Origin of the sequence: Streptomyces sp. NPDC097107 (genome assembly GCF_044762405.1) — a bacterium.
Classification (GTDB): Bacteria; Actinomycetota; Actinomycetes; order Streptomycetales; family Streptomycetaceae; genus Streptomyces; species Streptomyces thinghirensis.
The window spans coordinates 180,760-202,779 of record NZ_JBIWEF010000001.1 but is presented as its reverse complement, the minus strand read 5'-3'; the positions used below and the strand labels follow the sequence as shown (position 1 = coordinate 202,779).

Here is a 22,020-nt window from a genome sequence, read left to right as displayed (position 1 = left end):
TCAGGCGGTCGCCGGCTCCACGAACTGCATGTCGAGCTGGATCTTCACCACCTCCCCGAGCAGCCCCGGAGCGAAGTCCAGGCCGAACTCGCTGCGCCGGATCTCACCCGTCGCCTCGAACCCGGCGTGCCGGCCGTCGCCGCCGGCGGTCATGGCTCCCAGCCCGCCGAACTCCACGGCGAGCGTCACCGGGCGGGTCGCGTGACCGATCGTCAGCTCGCCGGCCATGGTCCAGTCCTCGCCCTCGCCCCACACCCGGGTCGAGCGGTAGGTCATCGTCGGCCGCTTGGCCACGTCGAGCAGGTCGGAGGCGCGTACGTGTGCGTCCCGGTCGGCGTTCCCGGTGTCGATGGAGGCCAGATCGATCGTCGCGGACACCCGGACGTCCTCGATCCGCTCCCCGACGAAGAGCTCGGCCCGCACCCCGCCGAAGCGCCCCCGCACCTTCGCGATGCCCAGGTGGCGGATGGTGAAGTTCACGGCGGAGTGGAACGGGTCCATCGCCCACTGCCCGCGGACGACGCCGCGGCCGCGGCGCTGGACCGCCTCGACGGCCGCCGCCCCGGCGCCCTGCGTGCCGTACGGCCGGCGGGCTGAGCCACACCCCCGGGCCCGGAGCCCGCGCCGATACGGCTCAGACGGCCACCTCGTGGGCGTACGGCGGCTCCGCGCCCGCCCGCGAACAGGTGACCGCCGCCGCGCGGGCGGCGAACCCCAGCAGTTCCGCCCAGCCCTCCGCCCCCAGACCGGCCACGGCCTCGTCGTCGAGGGCGTCCCGTACCGCGAGGCCGTGCAGCAGCGCCGCGTTCACCGTGTCGCCCGCGCCGATCGTGTCCACCACGTCGACCCGCTCGCCCGGCACGGCGTACTCGCCCCCGTCACGGGTGTACGCCGTCAGTCCCGCACCGCCCCGGGTGATCACGACCGCCGCCGGGCCCGCCGCCAGCCACTCCCGGGGCGTGCCGCCCAGCCACTCGGCGTCCTCGGCGGACAGTTTCAGCAGCGACACCGACGGCAGCCAGCTCCTGAACCGGGCCCGGTAGGCGTCCGGGTCCGGAATCAACCCGGCCCGGATGTTCGGGTCCAGAGCCGTGAAGACCCCCCGCGCGGCCGTCTCGCGCAGCAGTTCCTCGTACGCGCTCGCCCCCGGCTCCAGCACCAGGGAGCAGGTCCCGAAGGAGACCGCCCGGGTTCCGGACGGCAGCGCGGCGGGCACCGAGAACAGCCGGTCCGCCGTCCCGTCCACATAGAAGGAGTACGCCGCCGAGCCGTCCGCGCCCACCGAGGCCACGGCGAGCGTCGTCGGCTCGGCCCCGCGCTGCACCGGCGTGACGTCCACGCCCGTTTCCCGCAGCCGGTCCAGCAGCGCCTCGCCGAAGGCGTCGTGCGACACCCGGGAGCAGAAGGCGGCGGGCGAGCCGAGTCGGCCCAGCGCGACGGCCGTGTTGTACGGTCCGCCGCCGAGGGCCGGCCGTAGCGCGGCGAGGGCACCCGTGCCCTGCGGTACCAGGTCGATCAGTGCCTCACCGGCGACGACGATCACGGGAGATTCCTTTCGTGAGCCCTTGCGGAGGCTTGCCGGGGCTGCTCGGGGCAGCCGCACGAGGTGCGGTGGACGAAGGCGCAGGGCAGCCGAAGGGCCCGCACCGGCCGGTCCGGCGCGGCGAGGCGTTCCAGCAGCAGGCGCACGGCCTCGGTGCCGAGCTCCCTGCTGGGCTGCGCGACGGCGGTGAGCCCGGGGGAGAAGAGGTCGGCCCAGGCGAAATCGTCGAAGCAGCACAGCGCGAGGTCACCGGGCACGGACAGACCGCGGTCCCGCAGGGCGCGCAGCGCGCCGATGGTCATCGCGTTGTTGGCGGTGACCAGCGCGGTGGGCGGCACCGCCAGGGACAGCAGGGCCGCCGCGGCCCGTTCCCCGCCGGCCGCCTCGGAGTCGCCGTGGACCAGGAGCCGTTCGTCGTACGGCAGTCCGGCGGCGGCGAGGCCGTGCCGGTAGCCGGTGATCCGCTCGCGCGTCGTGCTGAGCCCCGGCCGGCCCGCGACCAGCCCGATCCTGCGGTGGCCGAGCCCGGAGAGATGGGTGACCAGCCGGGTCGTCGGCTCGGCGCTCTCGGCGCACACCTGGTCGAAGCGCGGGGCCTCCCCGCCCTCCGGCACGTCCAGGATCCGGTCGAGGAACACGGCCGGCACGCGGTGACGGCCGAGGTAGGCGACGAGGTCGCGCGGATCGGCGGAGGGCGCGACGATCATGCCGTCCACGCGTCGTTCGTGCAGTAGCTGGACGACCTTGCGCTCGTGCCCCGGATCGTCGTGGGGGTCTGCGATGAGCAGGCTGTATCCGTGTTCCAGGGCGGCGGCCTCGACGCCCTGGAGGATCTCCGTGAAATACGGGTTGCTGATCGCCGACACCGCGAGCCCGATGGAGCGGGTCCGGGAGGTCACCAGGGAGCGGGCGAGGGTGTTCGGGGTGTAGCCGAGCTCCTCGATGGCGTCCAGCACCGCCTGGCGGGTGCGCGGCAGCACGGGACGGGTGTCGTTGAGCACGTGCGAGACGGTCGCCACGGAGACCCCGGCGCTGCGTGCGACATCGGCCATGGTCGCCATCGGGGTGCCCCCTTCCCGTACTGCCATCCGTCCGTCTCCGGATCGCGGACCGCCCGCGTGTACTGGCCGGGACCGTACCCCATTCGCGAAGGTCGCGTAAGCGCTTGCGCAAGCGTTTACGCGACCTTCGCGCGGTACCACCGCGTCGGTGCCACCCGCAGCCCGTAGCCCGCAGCCCGCCACTCGCCACCCGCCATCCGTCGCGGCCACGGCCGCCGGATATCGTCGCCCTGCACGCCCCCGACCAGTGGAGAACGCATGCCCGGCCGTACCGTCCCGAGCCGCCGCACCGTCCTGCGCTCGGCGGCCCTCACGCCTGTCGCCGGACTCGGTCCGGCAGCCTGCTCACCGGGCGACGACGGAGCCGCGCCGGCCAGGCCGACCGCACCCGTCGACCTCGGTACGGACGGCGAGGTCGCCACGGGCGCGACCAAGCTCTACCGGGACGCGAACGTGGTGGTCAGCCGGGCCGAGGACGGCTCCCTGAAAGCGTTCAGCACGGTCTGCACGCACGCGGGCTGCCCCATCAAGAAGCTGCAGGGAACGAAACTCGTCTGCCCCTGCCACGGCAGCGAATTCGACGCCCTGACCGGCGAGGTGCTGCACGCCCCGGCGACCGCTCCGCTCATCGAACTGCCGGTCGAGGTGAAGCAGGGCCGGATCGTCGCGAGCCCCGGGATCTGACCGGCACGGGCCGACGCCATCCACTCATTCCCGGGCCCCGCCCGCTCGCCCCAGGCCCTGCCGGTCATTCCCGGGCCCCGGCTCGCCCCGGGCCTCGCCCGCTCGCCCTATGCCCTGCCGGTCATTCCCGGGCCCCCGGCTCGCCCCGGGCCCCGTCCGATCACCTCAGGCCCTGCCGATCGTTCCGGGCCCCCGGCTCGCCCCGGGCCCCGTCCGATCACCTCAGGCCCTGCCGATCGTTCCGGGCCGCCGGCTCACCCCGGGCCCGTCCGATCACCTCAGCCCTCCGCTCGCCCCGGGCCCCGCCCGCTACCCCCCGCTCACTCCCAGTCCCACCCGATCCCCAGCATCCCCGACCGCACTCGCGGCTCCACGAGATGCACCGAGCGGTGCCGCCCGCTGAGGGTCAGTTCCTGCCGGCCGCCGCGCGGTGCCGCCGGCGAGTGCTGCGTGAACCGGTGGCAGCGCACCGGCAGGGCCGCGGCGTCGAACCGCACCTGGAGCGCGTACTGTCCGCTCGCCGAACCGAATCCGCGGACGTATTCGCGCGAAGCCCCCGCCGTACCGTCCTCCACGCCGTACCGGAAGAGGTGGGTCTCCCCGGCCCGCAGGCGCGTGTCGAAGAGCAACTCGGTCACGAGCACGCCGGTGTCGTGATGGGTGCGGACGCGTCCCGTACGGCAGTTCTCCAGCGCGTGGACGGTCATCCGCGCGGGAGTGCATCCCGGGTCGCCCTGGTGGACGGCGACGAAGCGGTCGACGCCGTCGCGGTGGGCGCGGACGATGTGGTGCGACTCGCGGCCCGCCAGCTCGCGGCGGGGCCCGACCCGGATGAGTTCGTGGTGCCCGAGGGTGTACACCCCGCCGTCCGACGGCGGATGGTCCAGCTCGGCCAGCAGCTGGTCGAGTACGCCCGAGGCCTCTACATAGGAGCGGTAGGAACGGGCCGCGGGCCGCTTGGCCGAGGTGTCCTCGTCGGCCTCGGCCAGCAGGCGTATCAGTGACTCCTCGGGCAGTTGGAGTATCTCCTCCAGCGCCCGCACGGCCCGCAGCGACTCCGGGCGCTGCGGCCGCCGGGCGCCCTGCTGCCAGTAGCTCAGACTCGTGACGCCCACTCTCACCCCGTGGCGCGTCAGGTGGTGCTGCACGCGCTGCAGCGGCAGTCCGCGAGCGGCGATCGCGGCGCGCAGCGCGACGTGGAAGGGGCCGCCGCGCAGGGCCGAGTCGAGTTCCGCGGTGACGACGTCCGCGTGCTGGGTGGCGTGCGGCATGCAGGGGCCTTTCTGTGAAGTCCACAACGGCTGGTCAGACCGTTCGACGCGGATCCGTCCAGAGGACCCGTCGGGGGGATGGGTCGGGGCCGCCGCCCCCGTTGCGGCACAGAGGGTCTTCACATGTCCGTACGCCGCGCTCCAGGGCCCCGAGTCCCCCCGCATTGAAGCGTGTTGACCAAGCCCCGACAACACCTGGCGCCCGACCTCGACACGCTCCTGGCCGAGAACGCACCGGCCCGCCGCCCCGAGGGCACTCGGCGTGACCGAACGGCCCCGGACCGTCTCCGCCTCCGGCCCTTCCTCCGGTCGTCCACAGGGCCCCGGCCCGTCGTCCACAGCCCCGCCGGAGTGTCGGCCCCCGCCAGTAGGGTGTGAGTCATGGCCGACCCCTCCAGCTACCGCCCCAGGCCGGGTGAGATCCCGGACTCCCCGGGGGTGTACAGGTTCCGCGACGAGCACCGCCGGGTGATCTACGTCGGAAAGGCGAAGAGCCTGCGCCAGCGCCTGGCGAACTACTTCCAGGACCTGGCGAGCCTTCACCCCCGCACCCGCACCATGGTCACCACGGCCGCGTCCGTGGAGTGGACCGTGGTGTCCACGGAGGTCGAGGCGCTGCAGCTGGAGTACTCCTGGATCAAGGAGTACGACCCCCGGTTCAACGTGAAGTACCGCGACGACAAGAGCTACCCCTACCTCGCGGTGACGATGAACGAGGAGTTCCCGCGCGTGCAGGTGATGCGCGGCCACAAGAAGAAGGGCGTGCGGTATTTCGGGCCGTACGGACACGCCTGGGCGATCCGCGACACGGTCGACCTCCTGCTGCGCGTCTTCCCGGTGCGCACCTGCTCCGCCGGCGTCTTCAAGAACGCCGCCCGGACCGGCCGCCCCTGTCTGCTCGGCTACATCGGCAAGTGCTCGGCGCCCTGCGTCGAGCGCATCTCCCCGGACGACCACCGGGACCTGGCCGACGAGTTCTGCGACTTCATGGCCGGCCGCACCGGCACCTACCTGCGCCGCCTGGAGCGGCAGATGGCCGAGGCGGCCGACGAGATGGAGTACGAGCGGGCGGCGCGCCTGCGCGACGACATCGGGGCCCTGAGGAAGGCCATGGAGAAGAGCGCGGTGGTGCTCGCCGACGCGACCGACGCCGACCTGATCGCGGTCGCCGAGGACGAGCTGGAGGCGGCCGTCCAGATCTTCCACGTGCGCGGCGGACGCGTGCGCGGCCAGCGCGGCTGGGTCACGGACAAGGTGGAGGAGATCACCACCGGCGCCCTCGTCGAGCACGCCCTCCAGCAGCTGTACGGCGAGGAGACCGGGGACGCGGTCCCCAAGGAGGTCCTGGTCCCCGCCCTGCCCGACCCGGTGGAGCCGGTCCAGCAGTGGCTGACGGAGCGCCGCGGGTCGGGCGTGTCGCTGCGCATCCCGCAGCGCGGCGACAAGAAGGCGCTGATGGAGACCGTCCAGCGCAACGCCCAGCAGGCGCTCGTCCTGCACAAGACCAAGCGCGCCTCCGACCTGACGACGCGCTCACGCGCGCTGGAGGAGATCGCCGACGCCCTCGACCTGGACAGCGCCCCGCTCCGGATCGAGTGCTACGACATCTCGCACCTCCAGGGCGACGACGTCGTGGCCTCCATGGTCGTCTTCGAGGACGGGCTGGCCCGGAAGAGCGAGTACCGCCGGTTCCAGATCAAGGGCTTCGCCGGACAGGACGACGTCCGTTCCATGCACGAGGTCATCACCCGCCGCTTCCGCCGCTACCTCGCCGAGAAGGAGAAGACCGGCGAGTGGGCGGACGGGGAGGACGGCACGGAGGCGGGCGGCGGCGAGCAGCTCACGGACGGCCCGGCCCTGAAGGACGACGACGGCCGGCCCAAGCGCTTCGCCTACCCGCCCCAGCTCGTCGTCGTCGACGGCGGGCAGCCGCAGGTCGCGGCGGCGCAGCGGGCCCTGGACGAGTTGGGCATCGACGACATCGCCGTCTGCGGACTCGCCAAGCGCCTGGAGGAGGTCTGGCTGCCCCGCGAGGACGACCCGGTCGTCCTGCCCCGCACCAGCGAGGGCCTGTACCTGCTGCAGCGGGTCCGTGACGAGGCGCACCGCTTCGCGATCACCTACCAGCGGGCCAAGCGCGCCAAGCGCTTCCGCTCCAGCCCGCTGGACGACGTGCCGGGCCTCGGGGAGACCCGCAGGCAGGCGCTGATCAAGCACTTCGGTTCGGTGAAGAAGCTGCGGTCGGCGACGATCGACCAGATCTGCGAGGTGCCCGGCATAGGCCGCAAGACGGCCGAGACCGTGGCCGTGGCCCTCGCCCGGGCCACCCCGGCCGCGCCCGCCGTGAACACGGCGACCGGAGAGATCATTGATGACGAGGACGGGGCACCCGAGACGACGGCGGATGCCCCTGGGGAGCCCGTGACCGCGGGCACCCAGGACGAACGACGGGGGCAGGAGAGATGACCGAGCACGAGGCACAGCCCACAGTGGGGCGAGAACAGGCCCACGGCACGACCGGCGAGGGGACGGGCCCGCAGACGGCCGCTTCCGAACAGCGCCAGGACGACGGAGCACAGGTGAGTACGGGCAAGGAAACAGCCGGGGCGCACGAGGCGGCCATCCCCGAGCTGGTGATCATCTCCGGTATGTCCGGGGCCGGCCGCTCGACGGCGGCCAAGTGTCTGGAGGACCTGGGCTGGTTCGTCGTCGACAACCTCCCGCCCGCGCTGATCCCCACCATGGTGGAGCTCGGCGCCCGCTCCCAGGGCAACGTGGCACGGATCGCGGTCGTCGTCGACGTCCGCGGCCGGCGCTTCTTCGACAATCTGCGTGAATCCCTCGCGGATCTCGACTCCCGCGGCGTCACCCGCCGGATCGTCTTCCTGGAGTCCTCCGACGAGGCACTGGTGCGCCGCTTCGAGTCGGTGCGCCGCCCGCACCCCCTCCAGGGCGACGGCCGCATCGTCGACGGCATCGCCGCCGAGCGGGAACTGCTGCGTGAGCTGCGCGGCGACGCCGACCTGGTGATCGACACCTCCAGCCTCAACGTGCACGAGCTGCGCGCCAAGATGGACGCCCAGTTCGCCGGCGACGAGGAGCCCGAGCTGCGGGCCACCGTCATGTCCTTCGGCTTCAAGTACGGCCTCCCGGTCGACGCCGACCTGGTCGTGGACATGCGCTTCCTGCCCAACCCGCACTGGGTCCCGGAGCTGCGCCCCTTCACCGGCCTGAACGAGGAGGTGTCCTCGTACGTCCTCAACCAGCCGGGGGCCAAGGAGTTCCTCGACCGCTACACCGAGCTGCTCCAGATGATCGCCGCAGGCTACCGTCGGGAGGGCAAGCGCTATGTGACCGTCGCCGTCGGCTGCACCGGCGGCAAGCACCGGTCCGTGGCCATGTCGGAGAAGCTCGCCGCCCGGCTCGTCGCCGAGGGCGTGGAGACGGTGGTCGTCCACCGGGACATGGGACGGGAATGACAGGACGTACTCCGCGGCTGAGCAGGCTGCGCCGGGTGGTGCCCGAGGGGCGCGGCGGCAGGTCCGCCGAAGCCCGCGCCGCCCGGCCCGAACAGGCGCGCGGCGGCAAGCCGCGCCGCCGGGGCGCCCAGCCCAAGGTCGTCGCCCTCGGCGGCGGCATGGGCCTGTCCGCCTCGCTCGCCGCACTGCGCCGGATCACCGGCGACCTCACCGCCGTCGTCACCGTGGCCGACGACGGCGGCTCCAGCGGGCGCCTCCGTGACGAGCTGGGCGTCCTGCCGCCCGGCGACCTGCGCAAGGCGCTGGCCGCGCTGTGCGGCGACGACGACTGGGGCCAGACCTGGGCCCGCGTCATCCAGCACCGCTTCCAGTCCCAGGGCGACCTGCACGAGCACGCGGTCGGCAATCTGCTGATCGTCGCCCTGTGGGAGCAGCTGGGCGACCACGTCCAGGCGCTGGACCTGGTCGGCAAGCTGCTCGGCGCCCACGGACGGGTGCTGCCCATGTCCGCCGTGCCGCTGGAGCTCCAGGCCCTGGTCAGGGGGCACGACCCGGACCGTCCCGACGAGGTGGACACCGTGCGCGGGCAGGCCACCGTGGCGCTCACGCCCGGCGAGGTGCAGTCCGTCCACCTGGTGCCGAACGACCCGCCCGCCGTCCCCGAGGCGGTCGACGCCGTCCTGGACGCGGACTGGGTGGTGCTCGGCCCCGGCTCCTGGTTCTCCTCGGTCATCCCGCACCTGCTCGTGCCCGATCTGCTGGACGCGCTCGTCGAGACGAAGGCCCGCCGGGTGCTCTCCTTGAACCTCGCTCCGCAACCCGGAGAAACCGAGGGCTTCTCACCGCAGCGTCATTTGGAGGTTTTGGGACGACACGCCCCTAAACTCGCCCTGGACGTGGTGCTGGCCGACGAGGCCGCCGTGCCCGACCGTGACTCGCTCACCGACGCCGCGAAACGGTTCGGCGCCGCTGTCGAACTGGCTCCGGTCGCCCGGACCGACGGGACCCCGAGGCACGACCCGGAGCTGCTGGCCGCCGCGTACGACCGTATTTTTCGGATGCATGGAAGGATCGGCCCATGGCGATGACGGCAGCGGTGAAGGACGAGATCTCCCGGCTTCCCGTCACCCGGACCTGCTGCAGAAAGGCGGAGGTATCCGCCATTCTGCGGTTCGCCGGCGGCCTCCACCTGGTGAGCGGGCGCATTGTGATCGAGGCGGAGCTGGACATCGCGAGGGCGGCCCGGCGCCTCAAGCAGGACATCCTGGAGATCTTCGGACACAGTTCCGAGCTGATCGTGATGGCGCCGGGCGGGCTGCGCCGCGGCTCGCGTTTCGTCGTCCGGGTGGTCGCGGGCGGTGACCAGCTCGCCCGCCAGACCGGCCTGGTGGACGGCCGCGGCCGCCCGATCCGCGGCCTGCCGCCGCAGGTGGTCTCGGGGGCCACCTGCGACGCCGAGGCAGCCTGGCGCGGAGCCTTCCTGGCGCACGGCTCACTCACCGAGCCCGGCCGCTCCTCCTCCCTGGAGGTGACCTGCCCGGGCCCCGAGGCGGCGCTCGCGCTGGTCGGCGCCGCCCGCCGGCTGTCGATCCCCGCCAAGGCGCGCGAGGTGCGCGGCGTGGACCGGGTCGTGGTCCGCGACGGCGACGCGATCGGCGCCCTGCTCACCCGGCTCGGCGCCCACGACGCTGTGCTGGCCTGGGAGGAGCGGCGGCTGCGGCGCGAGGTCCGCGCCACCGCCAACCGCCTCGCCAACTTCGACGACGCCAACCTGCGCCGCTCGGCCCGCGCGGCCGTCGCCGCCGGGGCCCGGGTCCAGCGCGCCCTGGAGATCCTCGCCGACGACGTGCCCGAGCACCTCGCCGCCGCGGGCCGGCTCCGCATGGAGCACAAGCAGGCCTCGCTGGAGGAGCTGGGCGCCCTCGCCGACCCGCCGCTGACCAAGGACGCCGTCGCCGGCCGCATCCGCCGCCTGCTGGCCATGGCCGACAAGCGGGCCTCGGACCTCGGCATTCCCGGCACGGACGCCAACCTCGGCGAGGAGGAGCTGGCCGACAACCTCGTCGGCTGACCGAACGCGCGTCGGCCCACCGCACACGGGCCGCCAACGAGCCGGTGCGGGCGCCCGCTTGGGTGACCGGCACCGGCTTTCGCGTGTCCTTGCCGTGCTCTTGACTCGATCATGAGCTGTCATGAGCCTGGCATCTGTTCGCTGCTGTGGCGAACACAGGCCTGTCGGACAGGCCCCATCTAGGGGGGTTCATGAGACGAAGAGCGAGATCGATCCTCGCCGTCGGCGCGCTCCTGATCGGCGGAGCGGGCTTCGCGCCCATCGCCCGGGCACAACCCGCCGGCCCCGCGACCGCGGACACCGACGAGGTGAAGGTCTTCCGCGCCGACGTGACCCAGGAGCAGGTACCCCTGCTGCTGGCCGCCGGCCAGGACGGCCACGAACTCGGTGAGCAGGTCCCCGGCAAGGGGACGGCCACCGTCGAGGTCTACCTCACCGACCAGCAGGCCGGGAAGCTGGAGAAACAGGGCGTCGACCTCAAGGAGCACACCCTCTCCACCCGCGCCGAGAAGCGCGTCGAGGACGCCGCCGAGGGCGTCTTCCGCCCGTACGGCGGCAGCGGCGGCCTCAAGGAGGAGCTCCTGCGGACCGCGCAGGAGAACCCCCGCCTCACCAAGGTCGTCTCCATCGGCAAGACGGTGAACGGTCAGGACATCCTCGCGCTCAAGCTCACCAGGAACGCGAAGAAGTCGAAGGACGGCTCCAAGCCCTCCGTCCTCTACATGTCCAACCAGCACGCGCGCGAGTGGATCACCCCGGAGATGACCCGGCGGCTGATGCACCACTACCTGGACAAGTACGACAAGGACCGGCGGATCAAGAAGCTGGTCGACTCCACCGAACTGTGGTTCCTCCTGTCGGCCAACCCCGACGGCTACGACTACACGTTCGAGAACACCGACAACCGCCTGTGGCGCAAGAACCTGCGCGACAACAACGGTGACGGCGCCATCGGCACCGGCGACGGCGTCGACCTCAACCGCAACTTCGCCTACAAGTGGGGCTACGACGACGAGGGCTCGTCCCCCAGCCCCACCAGCCAGACCTACCGGGGCACCGGCCCGAACTCCGAGCCCGAGACCAAGGCCCTGGACGCCTTCCAGAAGCGGATCGGCTTCACCTACGGCATCAACTACCACTCCGCGGCCGAGCTCCTCCTCTACGGCGTCGGCTGGCAGGTGGCCACGAACACCCCGGACGACGTCCTCTACGAGGCGCTCGCCGGCACGCCGGACAACTCCGCGATCCCCGGCTACCACCCGCAGGTCTCCTCGGAGCTGTACACCACCAACGGCGAGGCGGACGGCCACGCGGCCAACGTCAACGGCATGGCGATGTTCACCCCGGAGATGTCGACCTGCCAGACCATCTCCGAGCAGGACCCCGACGACGAGTGGAACGCGGGCGACTGCCAGTCGGGCTTCAACTTCCCCGACGACGAGAAACTGATCCAGCAGGAGTTCGCGAAGAACATCCCCTTCGCGCTCTCCGTCGCCGAGAGCGCCGCCCACCCCGACCGGCCGTCCTCCGCGGTCGGCCTCAAGGCCGCCGACTTCACCCCGGCCCCCTTCACCACCTCCTACTCGCGCGGCGCCGACCAGGAGGTCTCCGTCGTCGTACGCAAGTCGGTGCGCGACAAGGAGCTGAAGTACCGCGTCAACGGCGGACGCGTCCACGACATGAAACTGCGGCCCTGGCGGGGCGGCGAGACGTACGGCGGCGAGGACAACCTCTACTTCGACGAGTACCGGGCCAAGGTCAAGGACGGCGACCGTGGAGACCGGGTCGAGGTCTGGTTCGCCGGCGAGACGAAGCACGGCAAGCGGACCGAGAGCGAGCACTTCACGTACACGATCGCCGAGCGGCCCCGCGCGGACGTCCTCGTCGTCGCCGAGGAGGGCGCGAAGGCCACGCAGACCCAGAAGTACGTCGACGCCCTGAAGGCCAACGGCCGGCGGGCGGCCGTCTGGGACGTCGCCACCCAGGGCGCGCCCGACGCGCTCGGCGTCCTCGACCACTTCCACACCGTCGTCCACCACACCGGTGCCGCGGTGCCCGGCGACGCCACCCAGCTCCAGCTGCGTGCCTTCCTCAACGAGGGCGGCAGGCTGATCGAGGCGGGTGAGCGGGCCGGCGGCAGCGTCGACCTCGGCGACGGCACCATGTCCAACGACTTCAGCCAGTACTACCTGGGCGCCTACACCCGCACCTCGACCCCCGGGGCCACCGGATTCACCGGTTCCGGCAAGCTCGGCGGAACCACCGGCACACTCGGCGACGCCCCCGGCAACCCCTTGGACACCGCCGGAACCTACAGCGTCACCTCGGACCAGCTGCCCACCGACACCTACCCGCAGTTCGCGAGCGCGGGCGCCGGGAAGTTCGCCGGCACCGTCAATCCGTACGGGCCCTACGCGGGCGAGTGGATGGCCGCCGCCGTCCACACCGACGACGCCTACAAGCGGCTCACCCGCACCGTCGACCTCACCGGTGTCACCGCCGCCGACCGGCCCACGCTCCGCACCCAGCTGCTGTGGGACACCGAGAGCGGCTACGACCACGCCCTGGCCGAGGCGCACACCACCGGCGCCGACGACTGGACCACGCTCCCCGAGACGGGCGGCGCCACCGGCACGGCCGTACCGGCGGAGTGCGCGGCCGGGTTCTACATGGGCGAGCACCCCTGGCTGGAGCGCTACCTGACGCTGTCCGACGACGGCTGCACCGCGACCGGCACCACCGGGCAGTGGAACAGCCTCACCGGCTCCTCCGGGGGCTGGCGGCAGGTCGAGTTCGACCTGAGCGCCTACGCCGGGAAGTCCGTCGAGGTGTCGATCGCCTACGTCACCGACCCCGGCAGCGGCGGACGCGGCGTCCTCGCCGACGAGGCCTCGCTGGTCGTCGGCGGTACGGCGACCGAGACCGAGGGCTTCGAGACCGCGCTCGGCGCCTGGGAGGTCTCCGGGCCGCCCGCGGGCAGCCCCGCCGTCCTGAAGGACTGGGCCCGCACCGGGACCCTGTTCCAGACGTACGGCGCGGTCACCACGGACGACACCGTCCTGCTGGGCTTCGGCCTGGAGCACCTCACCGAGCCGGCCGCCCGGGCGGCTCTGCTCCGGCAGGCGCTGCGTGCCCTGGACGAGTGAATCCCGGGCCGCTGGGGACTGACACGGTGTAGCGAAATCGGGTGATCGGTCCCCGTGGCCGAGGGCGGTCCGTACCCCTACTGGCGGGTACGGACCGCCCTGCCGGGTATGGGTCGTCTCGATGTCACCCCCGAGGCCCCGGAGAGGTAGGGTCGGAGGTGGTCGGGGACATCCCAAACACAGCTCGCCGGCACATCGGGCCGGCGTACCAACGAGGAGATCGGTTCGTGACGATCCGCGTAGGCATCAACGGCTTTGGCCGCATCGGTCGTAACTACTTCCGCGCGCTGCTGGAGCAGGGTGCAGACATCGAGATCGTGGCTGTCAACGACCTGGGTGACACCGCGACCACCGCACATCTGCTGAAGTACGACACCATCCTCGGCCGCCTCAAGCAGGAGGTCTCGCACACCGAGGACACCATCACCGTCGGCGACAAGACCGTCAAGGTCCTCGCCGAGCGCAACCCCGCCGACATCCCGTGGGGCGAGCTGGGTGTCGACATCGTCATCGAGTCGACCGGCATCTTCACCAAGAAGGCCGACGCCGAGAAGCACATCGCGGGCGGCGCGAAGAAGGTCCTCATCTCGGCCCCGGCCAAGGACGAGGACGTCACCATCGTGATGGGCGTCAACCAGGACAAGTACGACGCGGCGAACCACCACGTCATCTCCAACGCCTCCTGCACCACCAACTGCGTGGCGCCGATGGCCAAGGTCCTCGACGAGAACTTCGGCATCGTCAAGGGCCTGATGACGACGGTGCACGCGTACACGAACGACCAGCGCATCCTGGACTTCCCGCACAAGGACCTGCGCCGCGCCCGTGCCGCCGCGGAGAACATCATCCCGACCACCACGGGTGCCGCCAAGGCCACCGCGCTGGTCCTGCCGCAGCTCAAGGGCAAGCTGGACGGCATGGCGATGCGCGTCCCGGTCCCGACCGGCTCGGTCACCGACCTCGTCCTGGAGCTCAGCCGCGAGGTCACCAAGGAAGAGGTCAACGCCGCCTTCCAGAAGGCCGCCGAGGGCGAGCTCAAGGGCATCCTGGAGTACACCGAGGACGCGATCGTCTCCTCGGACATCGTCAACGCCCCGGCGTCCTGCACCTTCGACTCGTCCCTGACCATGGTCCAGGACGGCAAGAGCGTGAAGGTCATCGGCTGGTACGACAACGAGTGGGGCTACTCGAACCGCCTCGTCGACCTCACGGTCTTCATCGGCAACCAGCTCTGATCGACTCGGACTCAGCAGGCACCGCGATGCGGTGGCAGGGCTCGGGCAGCGCAAGGCCGCGCTGTCCGAGCCCTGCGTCGCGTCCGCAGCGACCAGCCCTCGTAGGATCACGAGCGATCACGAGAACCCAGGAGCCCTCTTGAAGACGATCGACGAACTGCTCTCCGAAGGCGTCGCGGGCAAGCGCGTCTTCGTCCGCGCCGACCTCAACGTGCCGCTGGACGGCACCACCATCACCGACGACGGCCGCATCCGCGCCGTGGTGCCCACCGTCAAGGCCCTGGCCGACGCGGGCGCGCGCGTGATCGTCGCCTCGCACCTGGGCCGCCCCAAGGGCGCCCCGGACCCGGCCTTCTCCCTCGCCCCGGCCGCCGCCCGCCTCGGTGAGCTGCTCGGTGCCGACGTCGCCTTCGCCGAGGACACGGTCGGCACCGCCGCCCAGTCCACGGTCGCCGGCCTCGCCGACGGCCGGGTCGCGGTCATCGAGAACCTGCGCTTCAACGCGGGTGAGACCAGCAAGGACGACACCGAGCGCGCCGCCTTCGCCGACCGGCTGGCCGGCCTCGCGGACGTCTACGTCGGCGACGGCTTCGGCGCGGTGCACCGCAAGCACGCCTCGGTCTTCGACCTTCCCAAGCGCCTGCCGCACTACGCCGGCTACCTCATCGCCACCGAGGTCGGCGTCCTGAGGAAGCTCACCGACGACGTCCGGCGCCCGTACGTCGTCGCCCTCGGCGGCGCCAAGGTCTCCGACAAGCTCGCCGTCATCGACCAGCTGCTCGGCAAGGCCGACCGGCTCCTCATCGGCGGCGGCATGGCGTACACCTTCCTCAAGGCCCAGGGCCACGAGGTCGGCATCTCCCTCCTCCAGGAGGACCAGATCCCGACGGTCGAGGAGTACATGGAGCGCGCGGAGAAGAACGGCGTCGAGCTGGTCCTCCCCGTCGACGTCCTGGTCGCGTCCGAGTTCCCGGACCTGAAGACCAAGGCCCCGGCCAACCCCGCCACCGTCGCCGCGGACGCCATCCCGGCCGACCAGGAGGGTCTGGACATCGGTCCCGAGACCCGCAAGCTGTACGCATCGAAGCTCGCCGACGCGGCCACCGTCTTCTGGAACGGCCCCATGGGCGTCTTCGAGCACCCCGACTACGCCGAGGGCACCAAGGCGGTCGCCCGGGCCCTCCTCGACGCCCCGGGCTTCACCGTGGTCGGCGGCGGCGACTCCGCCGCGGCCGTCCGTACGCTCGGCTTCGACGAGAACGCATTCGGCCACATCTCGACCGGCGGCGGCGCCTCCCTCGAATACCTCGAGGGCAAGACGCTCCCCGGCCTCGCCGCACTGGAGGACTGACCTCAATGACCACCCGCACGCCGCTGATGGCGGGCAACTGGAAGATGAACCTCAACCACCTCGAGGCCATCGCCCACGTCCAGAAGCTCGCCTTCGCCCTCGCGGACAAGGACTACGACGCCGTCGAGGTCGCCGTCCTCGTCCCCTTCACCGACCTGCGCTCGGTGCAGACCCTGGTCGAGCACGACAAGCTCAAGATCAAGTACGGCGCCCAGGACGTCTCCGCCCACGACGGCGGCGCCTACACCGGCGAGATCTCCGGCCCGATGCTGGCCAAGCTGCGCTGCACCTACGTCGCGATCGGCCACTCCGAGCGCCGCCAGTACCACGCCGAGACCGACGAGCTGGTCAACGCCAAGGTCAAGGCCGCCTACAAGCACGGTCTCACCCCGATCCTGTGCGTCGGCGAGGAGCTGGACGTCCGTGAGGCGGGCAACCACGTCGCCCACACCCTCGCGCAGGTCGAGGGCGGCCTGAAGGACCTTCCGGCCGAGCAGGCCGAGACCGTCGTGATCGCCTACGAGCCCGTGTGGGCCATCGGCACCGGCAAGGTCTGCGGCGCCGAGGACGCCCAGGAGGTCTGCGCGGCCATCCGCGGCAAGGTCGCCGAGCTGTACTCGCAGGAGCTGGCCGACAAGGTCCGCATCCAGTACGGCGGCTCGGTCAAGTCCGGCAACGTCGCCGAGATCATGTCGCAGGCCGACATCGACGGCGCGCTGGTCGGCGGTGCCTCGCTGGACTCGGACGAGTTCGTCAAGATCGTCCGCTTCCGCGACCAGTAGCCTGCCCACCAGGTCGATCAGCGGGTCGACCGGTGAGTATGCGTCGGCGGCGATACGTCGTACCCTTGCGGGGGCATGGTGGCCTGCTGTCACCGTGCCCCCGTCGTTCATCCGAATCCGAGGAAGTTGGTCCAGCCGTGGTTTTGGGGTTCTCGATCGCCCTGATCGTCTTCAGCCTGCTGCTGATGCTGCTGGTGCTGATGCACAAGGGGAAGGGCGGCGGCCTCTCCGACATGTTCGGTGGCGGCATGCAGTCGTCCGTCGGCGGCTCCTCGGTCGCCGAGCGCAACCTCGACCGGATCACCGTGGTGGTCGGTCTGCTGTGGTTCGCGTGCATCATGGTGCTCGGCCTGCTGGTGAAGGCGAACAACTGAACAACTGACACACCCCGCACTCGAGCACGTAAAGCCCCATGTCCGGTACGCGCCCCACGGCGCCGCCTATCATGGGGCTTGCGTCTGGGCGCTTGGGCTTGTAACTCCAATCACTGGACGCGCGTTGGGCCTTACGTAGACTGAGGCGCTCGCAGTGAAGCGAACGCCGACTCGCTTTGCGGCACCATCACGCAGGGAGTTACGACCGTGGCAAGTGGCAACGCGATCCGGGGAAGCCGGGTCGGGGCGGGGCCGATGGGCGAGGCCGAGCGTGGCGAGTCCGCGCCGCGCCTGCGCATTTCCTTCTGGTGCTCCAACGGACACGAGACGCAGCCGAGCTTCGCGAGCGACGCACAGGTCCCCGAGACCTGGGACTGCCCGCGATGCGGTTTCCCCGCCGGACAGGACCGGGACAATCCGCCGGACCCGCCGCGCACCGAGCCCTACAAGACACATCTCGCCTACGTGCGCGAGCGCCGCAGCGACGCGGACGGTGAGGCGATTCTCGCCGAGGCGCTCGCCAAACTGCGGGGCGAGATCTAGACCGGCCTCCTTCAAGCCCCTTCCGTCTTTGTCAGCCAGTCTTCTCGCGGGCTGATCAATTAGGTTGGACCAGCCGGGACAGCTGGGACACCGAAGGAAGAAGGCTGAAGTCCGACATGAACGCAGACGGCCGTACCAGGCTCAACCAGACGCCCGAATGGACCGCGCTGGCCAAGCACCGCGAGGAGCTCGGCGAGGTGCGGCTGCGAGAGCTGTTCGCCGCCGACCCCGGTCGCGGCACCGGCTGCACGCTCCGGGTGGGAGACCTGTACGTCGACTACTCCAAGCACCTCGTCACCGACGAGACCCTGCGGCTGCTGCGGGAGTTGGCCGCCGCCACCGACGTGTTCGGGCTGCGCGACGCCATGTTCCGCGGCGAGCGGATCAACACCACCGAGGACCGGGCGGTGCTGCACACCGCGCTGCGCGCCCCGCGGGACGCGGTGATCGAGGTCGACGGCGAGAACGTCGTCCCCAAGGTGCACGCCGTGCTCGACAGGATGGCCGGCTTCGCCGACCGCGTCCGCTCCGGGCAGTGGAAGGGCCACACCGGCAAGCGCATCAGGAACGTCGTCAACGTCGGCATCGGCGGCTCCGACCTCGGCCCCGCCATGGCCTACGAGGTGCTGCGCGCCTTCACCGATCGCGAGCTGACGGTCCGTTTCGTCTCCAACGTCGACGGCGCCGACCTGCACGAGGCCACCCGCGACCTGGACCCGGCCGAGACCCTGTTCGTCATCGCCTCCAAGACCTTCACCACCATCGAGACGGTCACCAACGCCACCTCCGCCCGGACCTGGCTGCTGAACGCGCTCGGTGACGAGGAGGCCGTCGCCAAGCACTTCGCCGCCCTGTCGACGAATGCCGGTAAGGTCGCCGACTTCGGCATCGACACCGCCAACATGTTCGAGTTCTGGGACTGGGTCGGCGGCCGCTACTCGTTCGACTCGGCGATCGGCCTCTCCCTGATGATCGCCATCGGCCCGGACCGGTTCCGCGAGATGCTCGACGGGTTCCACCTCGTCGACGAGCACTTCCGCACCGCCCCCGCGGAGTCCAACGTGCCCTTGCTGATGGGCCTGTTGGGCATCTGGTACGGCAACTTCCACGACGCCCAGTCGCACGCGGTGCTGCCGTACTCGCACTACCTGTCGAAGTTCACCGCGTACCTCCAGCAGCTCGACATGGAGTCCAACGGCAAGTCCGTCGACCGGGACGGACGCGAAGTGGACTGGCAGACCGGCCCGGTCGTCTGGGGCACGCCCGGCACCAACGGACAGCACGCCTACTACCAGCTCATCCACCAGGGCACCAAGCTCGTCCCGGCGGACTTCATCGGCTTCGCCGAGCCGGTGGCCGAGCTGAGCGACGAGCTGAAGGCCCAGCACGACCTGCTGATGGCGAACTTCTTCGCGCAGACCCAGGCGCTCGCCTTCGGCAAGACGCCGGACGAGGTGCGGGCCGAGGGCGTGCCGGAGGAACTGGTCCCGCACAAGACGTTCCGGGGCAACCACCCGACGACCACGATCCTCGCCCGTGAGCTGACCCCGTCGGTACTCGGCCAGCTCGTCGCCCTCTACGAGCACAAGGTGTTCGTCCAGGGCGCGGTGTGGAACATCGACTCCTTCGACCAGTGGGGCGTCGAACTCGGCAAGGTGCTCGCCAAGCGCGTCGAACCCGCCCTCACCGAGACGTTTTCATCAGCCGCTGCCGCGGCGGGCTCGGTCCCCGGCCTGGACGCTTCCACCAAGGCGCTGGTCGCCGCCTACCGGGAGCTGCGCGGCCGGCAGTGAGGGACGGGGCGTACGGTGGCCCGGCCGGTCGTCCGGTCAGGCCACCGCGCTCAGGGTGTCCGCGAGGCGGCGCCGGGCCGCCCGTGCCGACGGTACGGCGGCCAGCGCGGCGGCACCGAGCACCGCGGTCCCGCCCAGCAGGGTGAGGAAAACGGGGGAGGGGGCCTGGGCGATGCCCGCGCCGATGCCGCTGGAGGCGCCCTGGGCGTCGATCAGCCAGTGCGCGAGCGGCAGCCCGAGAGCGGTGGCGAGGAGCACGGCCGCCAGGGCGGTGCACGCGGTGGCCGTGACGGTGATGCCGGTGATCTGGCGTGGGGACAGGCCGATCGCCTTGAGGGCGAGCAGGTCCCGTTCGCTCTCCCGGACGGTGCCGCCGATGGCGGTGAGCAGTTCGATCAGCCCGATGAGGGCGAGGACGGCGATCAGGCCGAGGACGACTCCACGCAGCGGGGAGAGCCCGTCGGCGGGGTTCGTCACTGAGTGCACGTCGAACCGTCCGTGCCCGGCCTCCGCGAGCCGCCCGGCGACCTCGCCCGGGTCGGCGCCGGGGTGCAGGCGGAGCTGGTAGAGGGTCGGACTCAGCCGCGGGTCGTTCTCCCGGAGGGTGTCGAGGGACGTGGAGATGACCCGGCCCCCGTTCTCCGGTTCGATGCTGCGGCCCACGATGTGCAGGATCTGCGGCTGGTCGCCGACGGTCATCCGCACCCAGTCGCCGACCCGCACCTCCAGCAGGTCGAGCAGTCCCTGCCCCGCCACCGCCTCGTCCGGTCCGTGCGCGCGGCGGCCCTCGGCCAGGGCGTACGGGTAGGGGCCCGCGCGGGTGCCGAGCCCGCGCAGCGCGATGGTCGCGGTCTGGCCCGGCACCAGGGCGGCCACCTCGACGCCCGGGTAGGCGGCGGCGACCTGGGGGTCGCCTTCCAGCAGGGTGCGAGTGCCGCGGTCGCCGAGACCGGCGTCGGCGCGGACGGTGAGGGCGGTGGGCAGACCGAGCTGCTCGGGGCGGCTCTGGAAGCGGTCGATGGTGGTCCACGCGCTCATCGCCACCACGATCAGCAGCAGCGGCAGCGTGAGGCGGGCGACCGTGGCGAGCGAGCGCGGGCGGCGCGTGAACGCCTTGTGCCAGCCGAGGACGAGCGCGGGCGGTACCCGCACCTCCACCTCCCGCACACCGGGCGACGCCGTGGCACCCGGCACCGCGGGCACACCCGGTTGACCGGACGCATCCGGCACCGCGGGCACACCCGGTTGACCGGACGCATCCGGCACCGCGGGCACACCCGGTTGACCGGACGCACCCGGTACAGCGGGCACACCCGTTTCGCCGGGCGTACCTGGTTCACCGGGCACACCAGTTTCACCGGACCCCCCGGATACACCCGGCACACCAGACGCCGTGGAAACAGCGGACACACTGGGCTCACCGGGCCCCTGAACCCTACGCCCGCGCACCCGAACCCCACGCCCGCGCACCCGCACCCGCACCCTGAGCACCCGCAGCCCCAGCGCCCTCCGTGCCGCGCCGGACAGCCGGCTGCCCTGCGCCGCCGCCGGGCGCGGCACCGGAACCGGCGGCACCCGGCCCGCCCGCCAGGCAGCGAGCCCGGTGGTGGCGCCGATGAACAGCACCGCGGCCGCCGGTACGGCGAACAGCGCGACGGTGTGCCCGGGCAGCCCCTGCCACACGCCGACCGCGTCGCCGAGCCGCCCGGGGACGAGGCTGCCGAGCGCCTGCGTGAGCACGGCGGCGGCCACCGCGCCGAGCAGGGCGTAGGCGAGGTGCTGGAGCAGGAAGACCCGGACGACCTGGCCCGGCGTGAAGCCGATCGCCTTCAGGACGGAGATGTCTCTCAGATGGCCGCGGATCCGGGTGCCGATCGCCCCGTGCACGGCCAGCCCGGCGGCGAGCAGCGCGCCCAGTCCGAACAGGCCGAGGACCTGGCCGAGCAGCCGGTTGTCGCCCTGGGCCTCCGCGCGGGCCTGCTGCCAGGTGGATACCTGCCCGATCGCACCGGCGCCCAGCACGGTCACCGCACGCTGCACGGCATAGTCGGTGTCCCCGGGGTCCGTCAGCCGCAGCCCGATCACCTGGCCGCCCGGGTCGGCCACGGCGGCCGGCGGTGCCCACACCAGGCCCGGCTGCTCGCCCGGCCGGTAGCGGCGTTCGGGGCTGTCGGCGATGCCCAGCACCGTCAGGGTGCGCGCGGCGCCCGGCAGGGTGAGGGTGTCGCCGGGCTGGGCCAGCAGCGCGCGGGCGAGGCGGCTCTCCAGGACCACCCCGTCGGGGTCGGCCGGGTCGAGCCAGTGCCCGGCGGTGAGCAGCGGGCGCCCCACATCGGGTTCCTCGGCGGTGCCGCGCAACTCGACGGAGGCGCGGGTGCCGCGTACGGCGACGGTGGCGTCGGCGGTGGGGTAGGGCCCGGCGACGGACTGGACGCCGGCCAGGCCCGCCAGCTCGCCGGTGTCGGCGGCGCTGTCGGTGTGCAGCCAGACGTGGGCGCCACGGGCCTGCGTGAAGACGCGCTGCCAGGGGTTGGTCGCGTACCCGAACAGGGCCGTGGCCAGCAGCAGCGAGGCGACGATGCCGGCGGTGGCGAGGACGAGGAACAGCGCCTCGCCCCGGTGCGTGCGCAGATCGGAGTGGGCCCAGCGCAGGGTGGCTCGCACGGGCCTCAGCCCTCCGGTGAGCG

16 protein-coding genes and 1 pseudogene are annotated in these 22,020 nt (G+C 71.9%); 12 read left to right on the top strand and 5 right to left on the bottom strand.

Annotated elements, in window-relative coordinates; genetic code table 11:
• The 3 genes and pseudogenes from ACIQ1J_RS00985 to ACIQ1J_RS00975 form a co-directional block, all read right to left on the bottom strand.
• A pseudogene (locus ACIQ1J_RS00985) lies at window positions 1–513 on the bottom strand (YceI family protein); the annotation flags it as partial.
• Window positions 514–634: 121 nt separating this feature from the next.
• The gene (locus ACIQ1J_RS00980; protein WP_403552971.1) at window positions 635–1,543 is read right to left on the bottom strand and encodes a carbohydrate kinase; all 909 of its coding nucleotides are present in this window, start codon (window positions 1,541–1,543) and stop codon (window positions 635–637) included.
• Window positions 1,540–2,604, bottom strand: a complete 1,065-nt coding sequence (locus ACIQ1J_RS00975) for a LacI family DNA-binding transcriptional regulator (protein WP_403553778.1) — start codon at window positions 2,602–2,604, stop codon at window positions 1,540–1,542. Before ACIQ1J_RS00975 ends, ACIQ1J_RS00980 begins: the two co-directional genes overlap by 4 nt.
• Before the next feature lie 258 nt (window positions 2,605–2,862).
• Between ACIQ1J_RS00975 and ACIQ1J_RS00970 the strand changes: the two genes are divergently transcribed.
• On the top strand, window positions 2,863–3,288 hold the full coding sequence (locus ACIQ1J_RS00970) for a Rieske (2Fe-2S) protein (RefSeq protein ID WP_210963212.1): 426 nt from the start codon (window positions 2,863–2,865) through the stop codon (window positions 3,286–3,288).
• Window positions 3,289–3,608: 320 nt separating this feature from the next.
• On the opposite strand, the gene ACIQ1J_RS00965 is transcribed toward ACIQ1J_RS00970, so the two are convergent.
• On the bottom strand, window positions 3,609–4,559 hold the full coding sequence (locus ACIQ1J_RS00965) for a hypothetical protein (RefSeq protein WP_210963213.1): 951 nt from the start codon (window positions 4,557–4,559) through the stop codon (window positions 3,609–3,611).
• A 381-nt stretch (window positions 4,560–4,940) separates the two neighbouring features.
• On the opposite strand from ACIQ1J_RS00965, the gene uvrC reads away from it, so the two are divergent.
• From uvrC to pgi, 11 genes are all read left to right on the top strand, one after another.
• Window positions 4,941–7,025: an excinuclease ABC subunit UvrC gene (gene uvrC, locus ACIQ1J_RS00960; RefSeq protein ID WP_403552969.1), complete on the top strand. Its 2,085-nt coding sequence runs from the start codon at window positions 4,941–4,943 to the stop codon at window positions 7,023–7,025.
• Window positions 7,022–8,038 carry an RNase adapter RapZ gene (gene rapZ, locus ACIQ1J_RS00955; RefSeq protein WP_210963215.1) on the top strand — a complete coding sequence of 339 codons (1,017 nt, stop codon included), beginning with the start codon at window positions 7,022–7,024 and terminating at the stop codon, window positions 8,036–8,038. Before uvrC ends, rapZ begins: the two co-directional genes overlap by 4 nt.
• Complete coding sequence (yvcK, locus tag ACIQ1J_RS00950) at window positions 8,035–9,126, top strand: uridine diphosphate-N-acetylglucosamine-binding protein YvcK (protein WP_403552966.1); 1,092 nt, start codon at window positions 8,035–8,037, stop codon at window positions 9,124–9,126. The genes rapZ and yvcK overlap by 4 nt, the downstream gene beginning before the upstream one ends.
• Entirely contained in the window at window positions 9,117–10,109 is a 993-nt protein-coding gene (gene whiA, locus ACIQ1J_RS00945) for a DNA-binding protein WhiA (protein ID WP_210963217.1), read from the top strand. The genes yvcK and whiA overlap by 10 nt, the downstream gene beginning before the upstream one ends.
• 191 nt (window positions 10,110–10,300) lie before the next feature.
• The gene (locus ACIQ1J_RS00940) at window positions 10,301–13,255 is read left to right on the top strand and encodes a M14 family zinc carboxypeptidase (protein ID WP_403552964.1); all 2,955 of its coding nucleotides are present in this window, start codon (window positions 10,301–10,303) and stop codon (window positions 13,253–13,255) included.
• A 227-nt stretch (window positions 13,256–13,482) separates the two neighbouring features.
• Window positions 13,483–14,490, top strand: coding sequence for a type I glyceraldehyde-3-phosphate dehydrogenase (gap, locus tag ACIQ1J_RS00935; RefSeq protein ID WP_210963219.1), 1,008 nt, complete (start codon window positions 13,483–13,485; stop codon window positions 14,488–14,490).
• A 139-nt stretch (window positions 14,491–14,629) separates the two neighbouring features.
• Window positions 14,630–15,841 (top strand): phosphoglycerate kinase, encoded by a 1,212-nt coding sequence (locus tag ACIQ1J_RS00930; RefSeq protein ID WP_403552962.1) that lies wholly within the window; start codon window positions 14,630–14,632, stop codon window positions 15,839–15,841.
• A 5-nt stretch (window positions 15,842–15,846) separates the two neighbouring features.
• Window positions 15,847–16,623 (top strand): triose-phosphate isomerase, encoded by a 777-nt coding sequence (tpiA, locus tag ACIQ1J_RS00925; protein WP_121746420.1) that lies wholly within the window; start codon window positions 15,847–15,849, stop codon window positions 16,621–16,623.
• 137 nt (window positions 16,624–16,760) lie between these two features.
• On the top strand, window positions 16,761–16,997 hold the full coding sequence (gene secG, locus ACIQ1J_RS00920; protein ID WP_210963221.1) for a preprotein translocase subunit SecG: 237 nt from the start codon (window positions 16,761–16,763) through the stop codon (window positions 16,995–16,997).
• A gap of 207 nt (window positions 16,998–17,204) precedes the next feature.
• Complete coding sequence (locus tag ACIQ1J_RS00915) at window positions 17,205–17,540, top strand: RNA polymerase-binding protein RbpA (protein WP_003976875.1); 336 nt, start codon at window positions 17,205–17,207, stop codon at window positions 17,538–17,540.
• A gap of 116 nt (window positions 17,541–17,656) precedes the next feature.
• Window positions 17,657–19,333, top strand: a complete 1,677-nt coding sequence (gene pgi, locus ACIQ1J_RS00910) for a glucose-6-phosphate isomerase (protein ID WP_403552959.1) — start codon at window positions 17,657–17,659, stop codon at window positions 19,331–19,333.
• A gap of 36 nt (window positions 19,334–19,369) precedes the next feature.
• Here the strand turns inward: pgi and ACIQ1J_RS00905 are convergent, their stop codons facing one another.
• On the bottom strand, window positions 19,370–21,997 hold the full coding sequence (locus tag ACIQ1J_RS00905; RefSeq protein WP_403552957.1) for an FtsX-like permease family protein: 2,628 nt from the start codon (window positions 21,995–21,997) through the stop codon (window positions 19,370–19,372).
• Window positions 21,998–22,020: the final 23 nt, after the last annotated feature.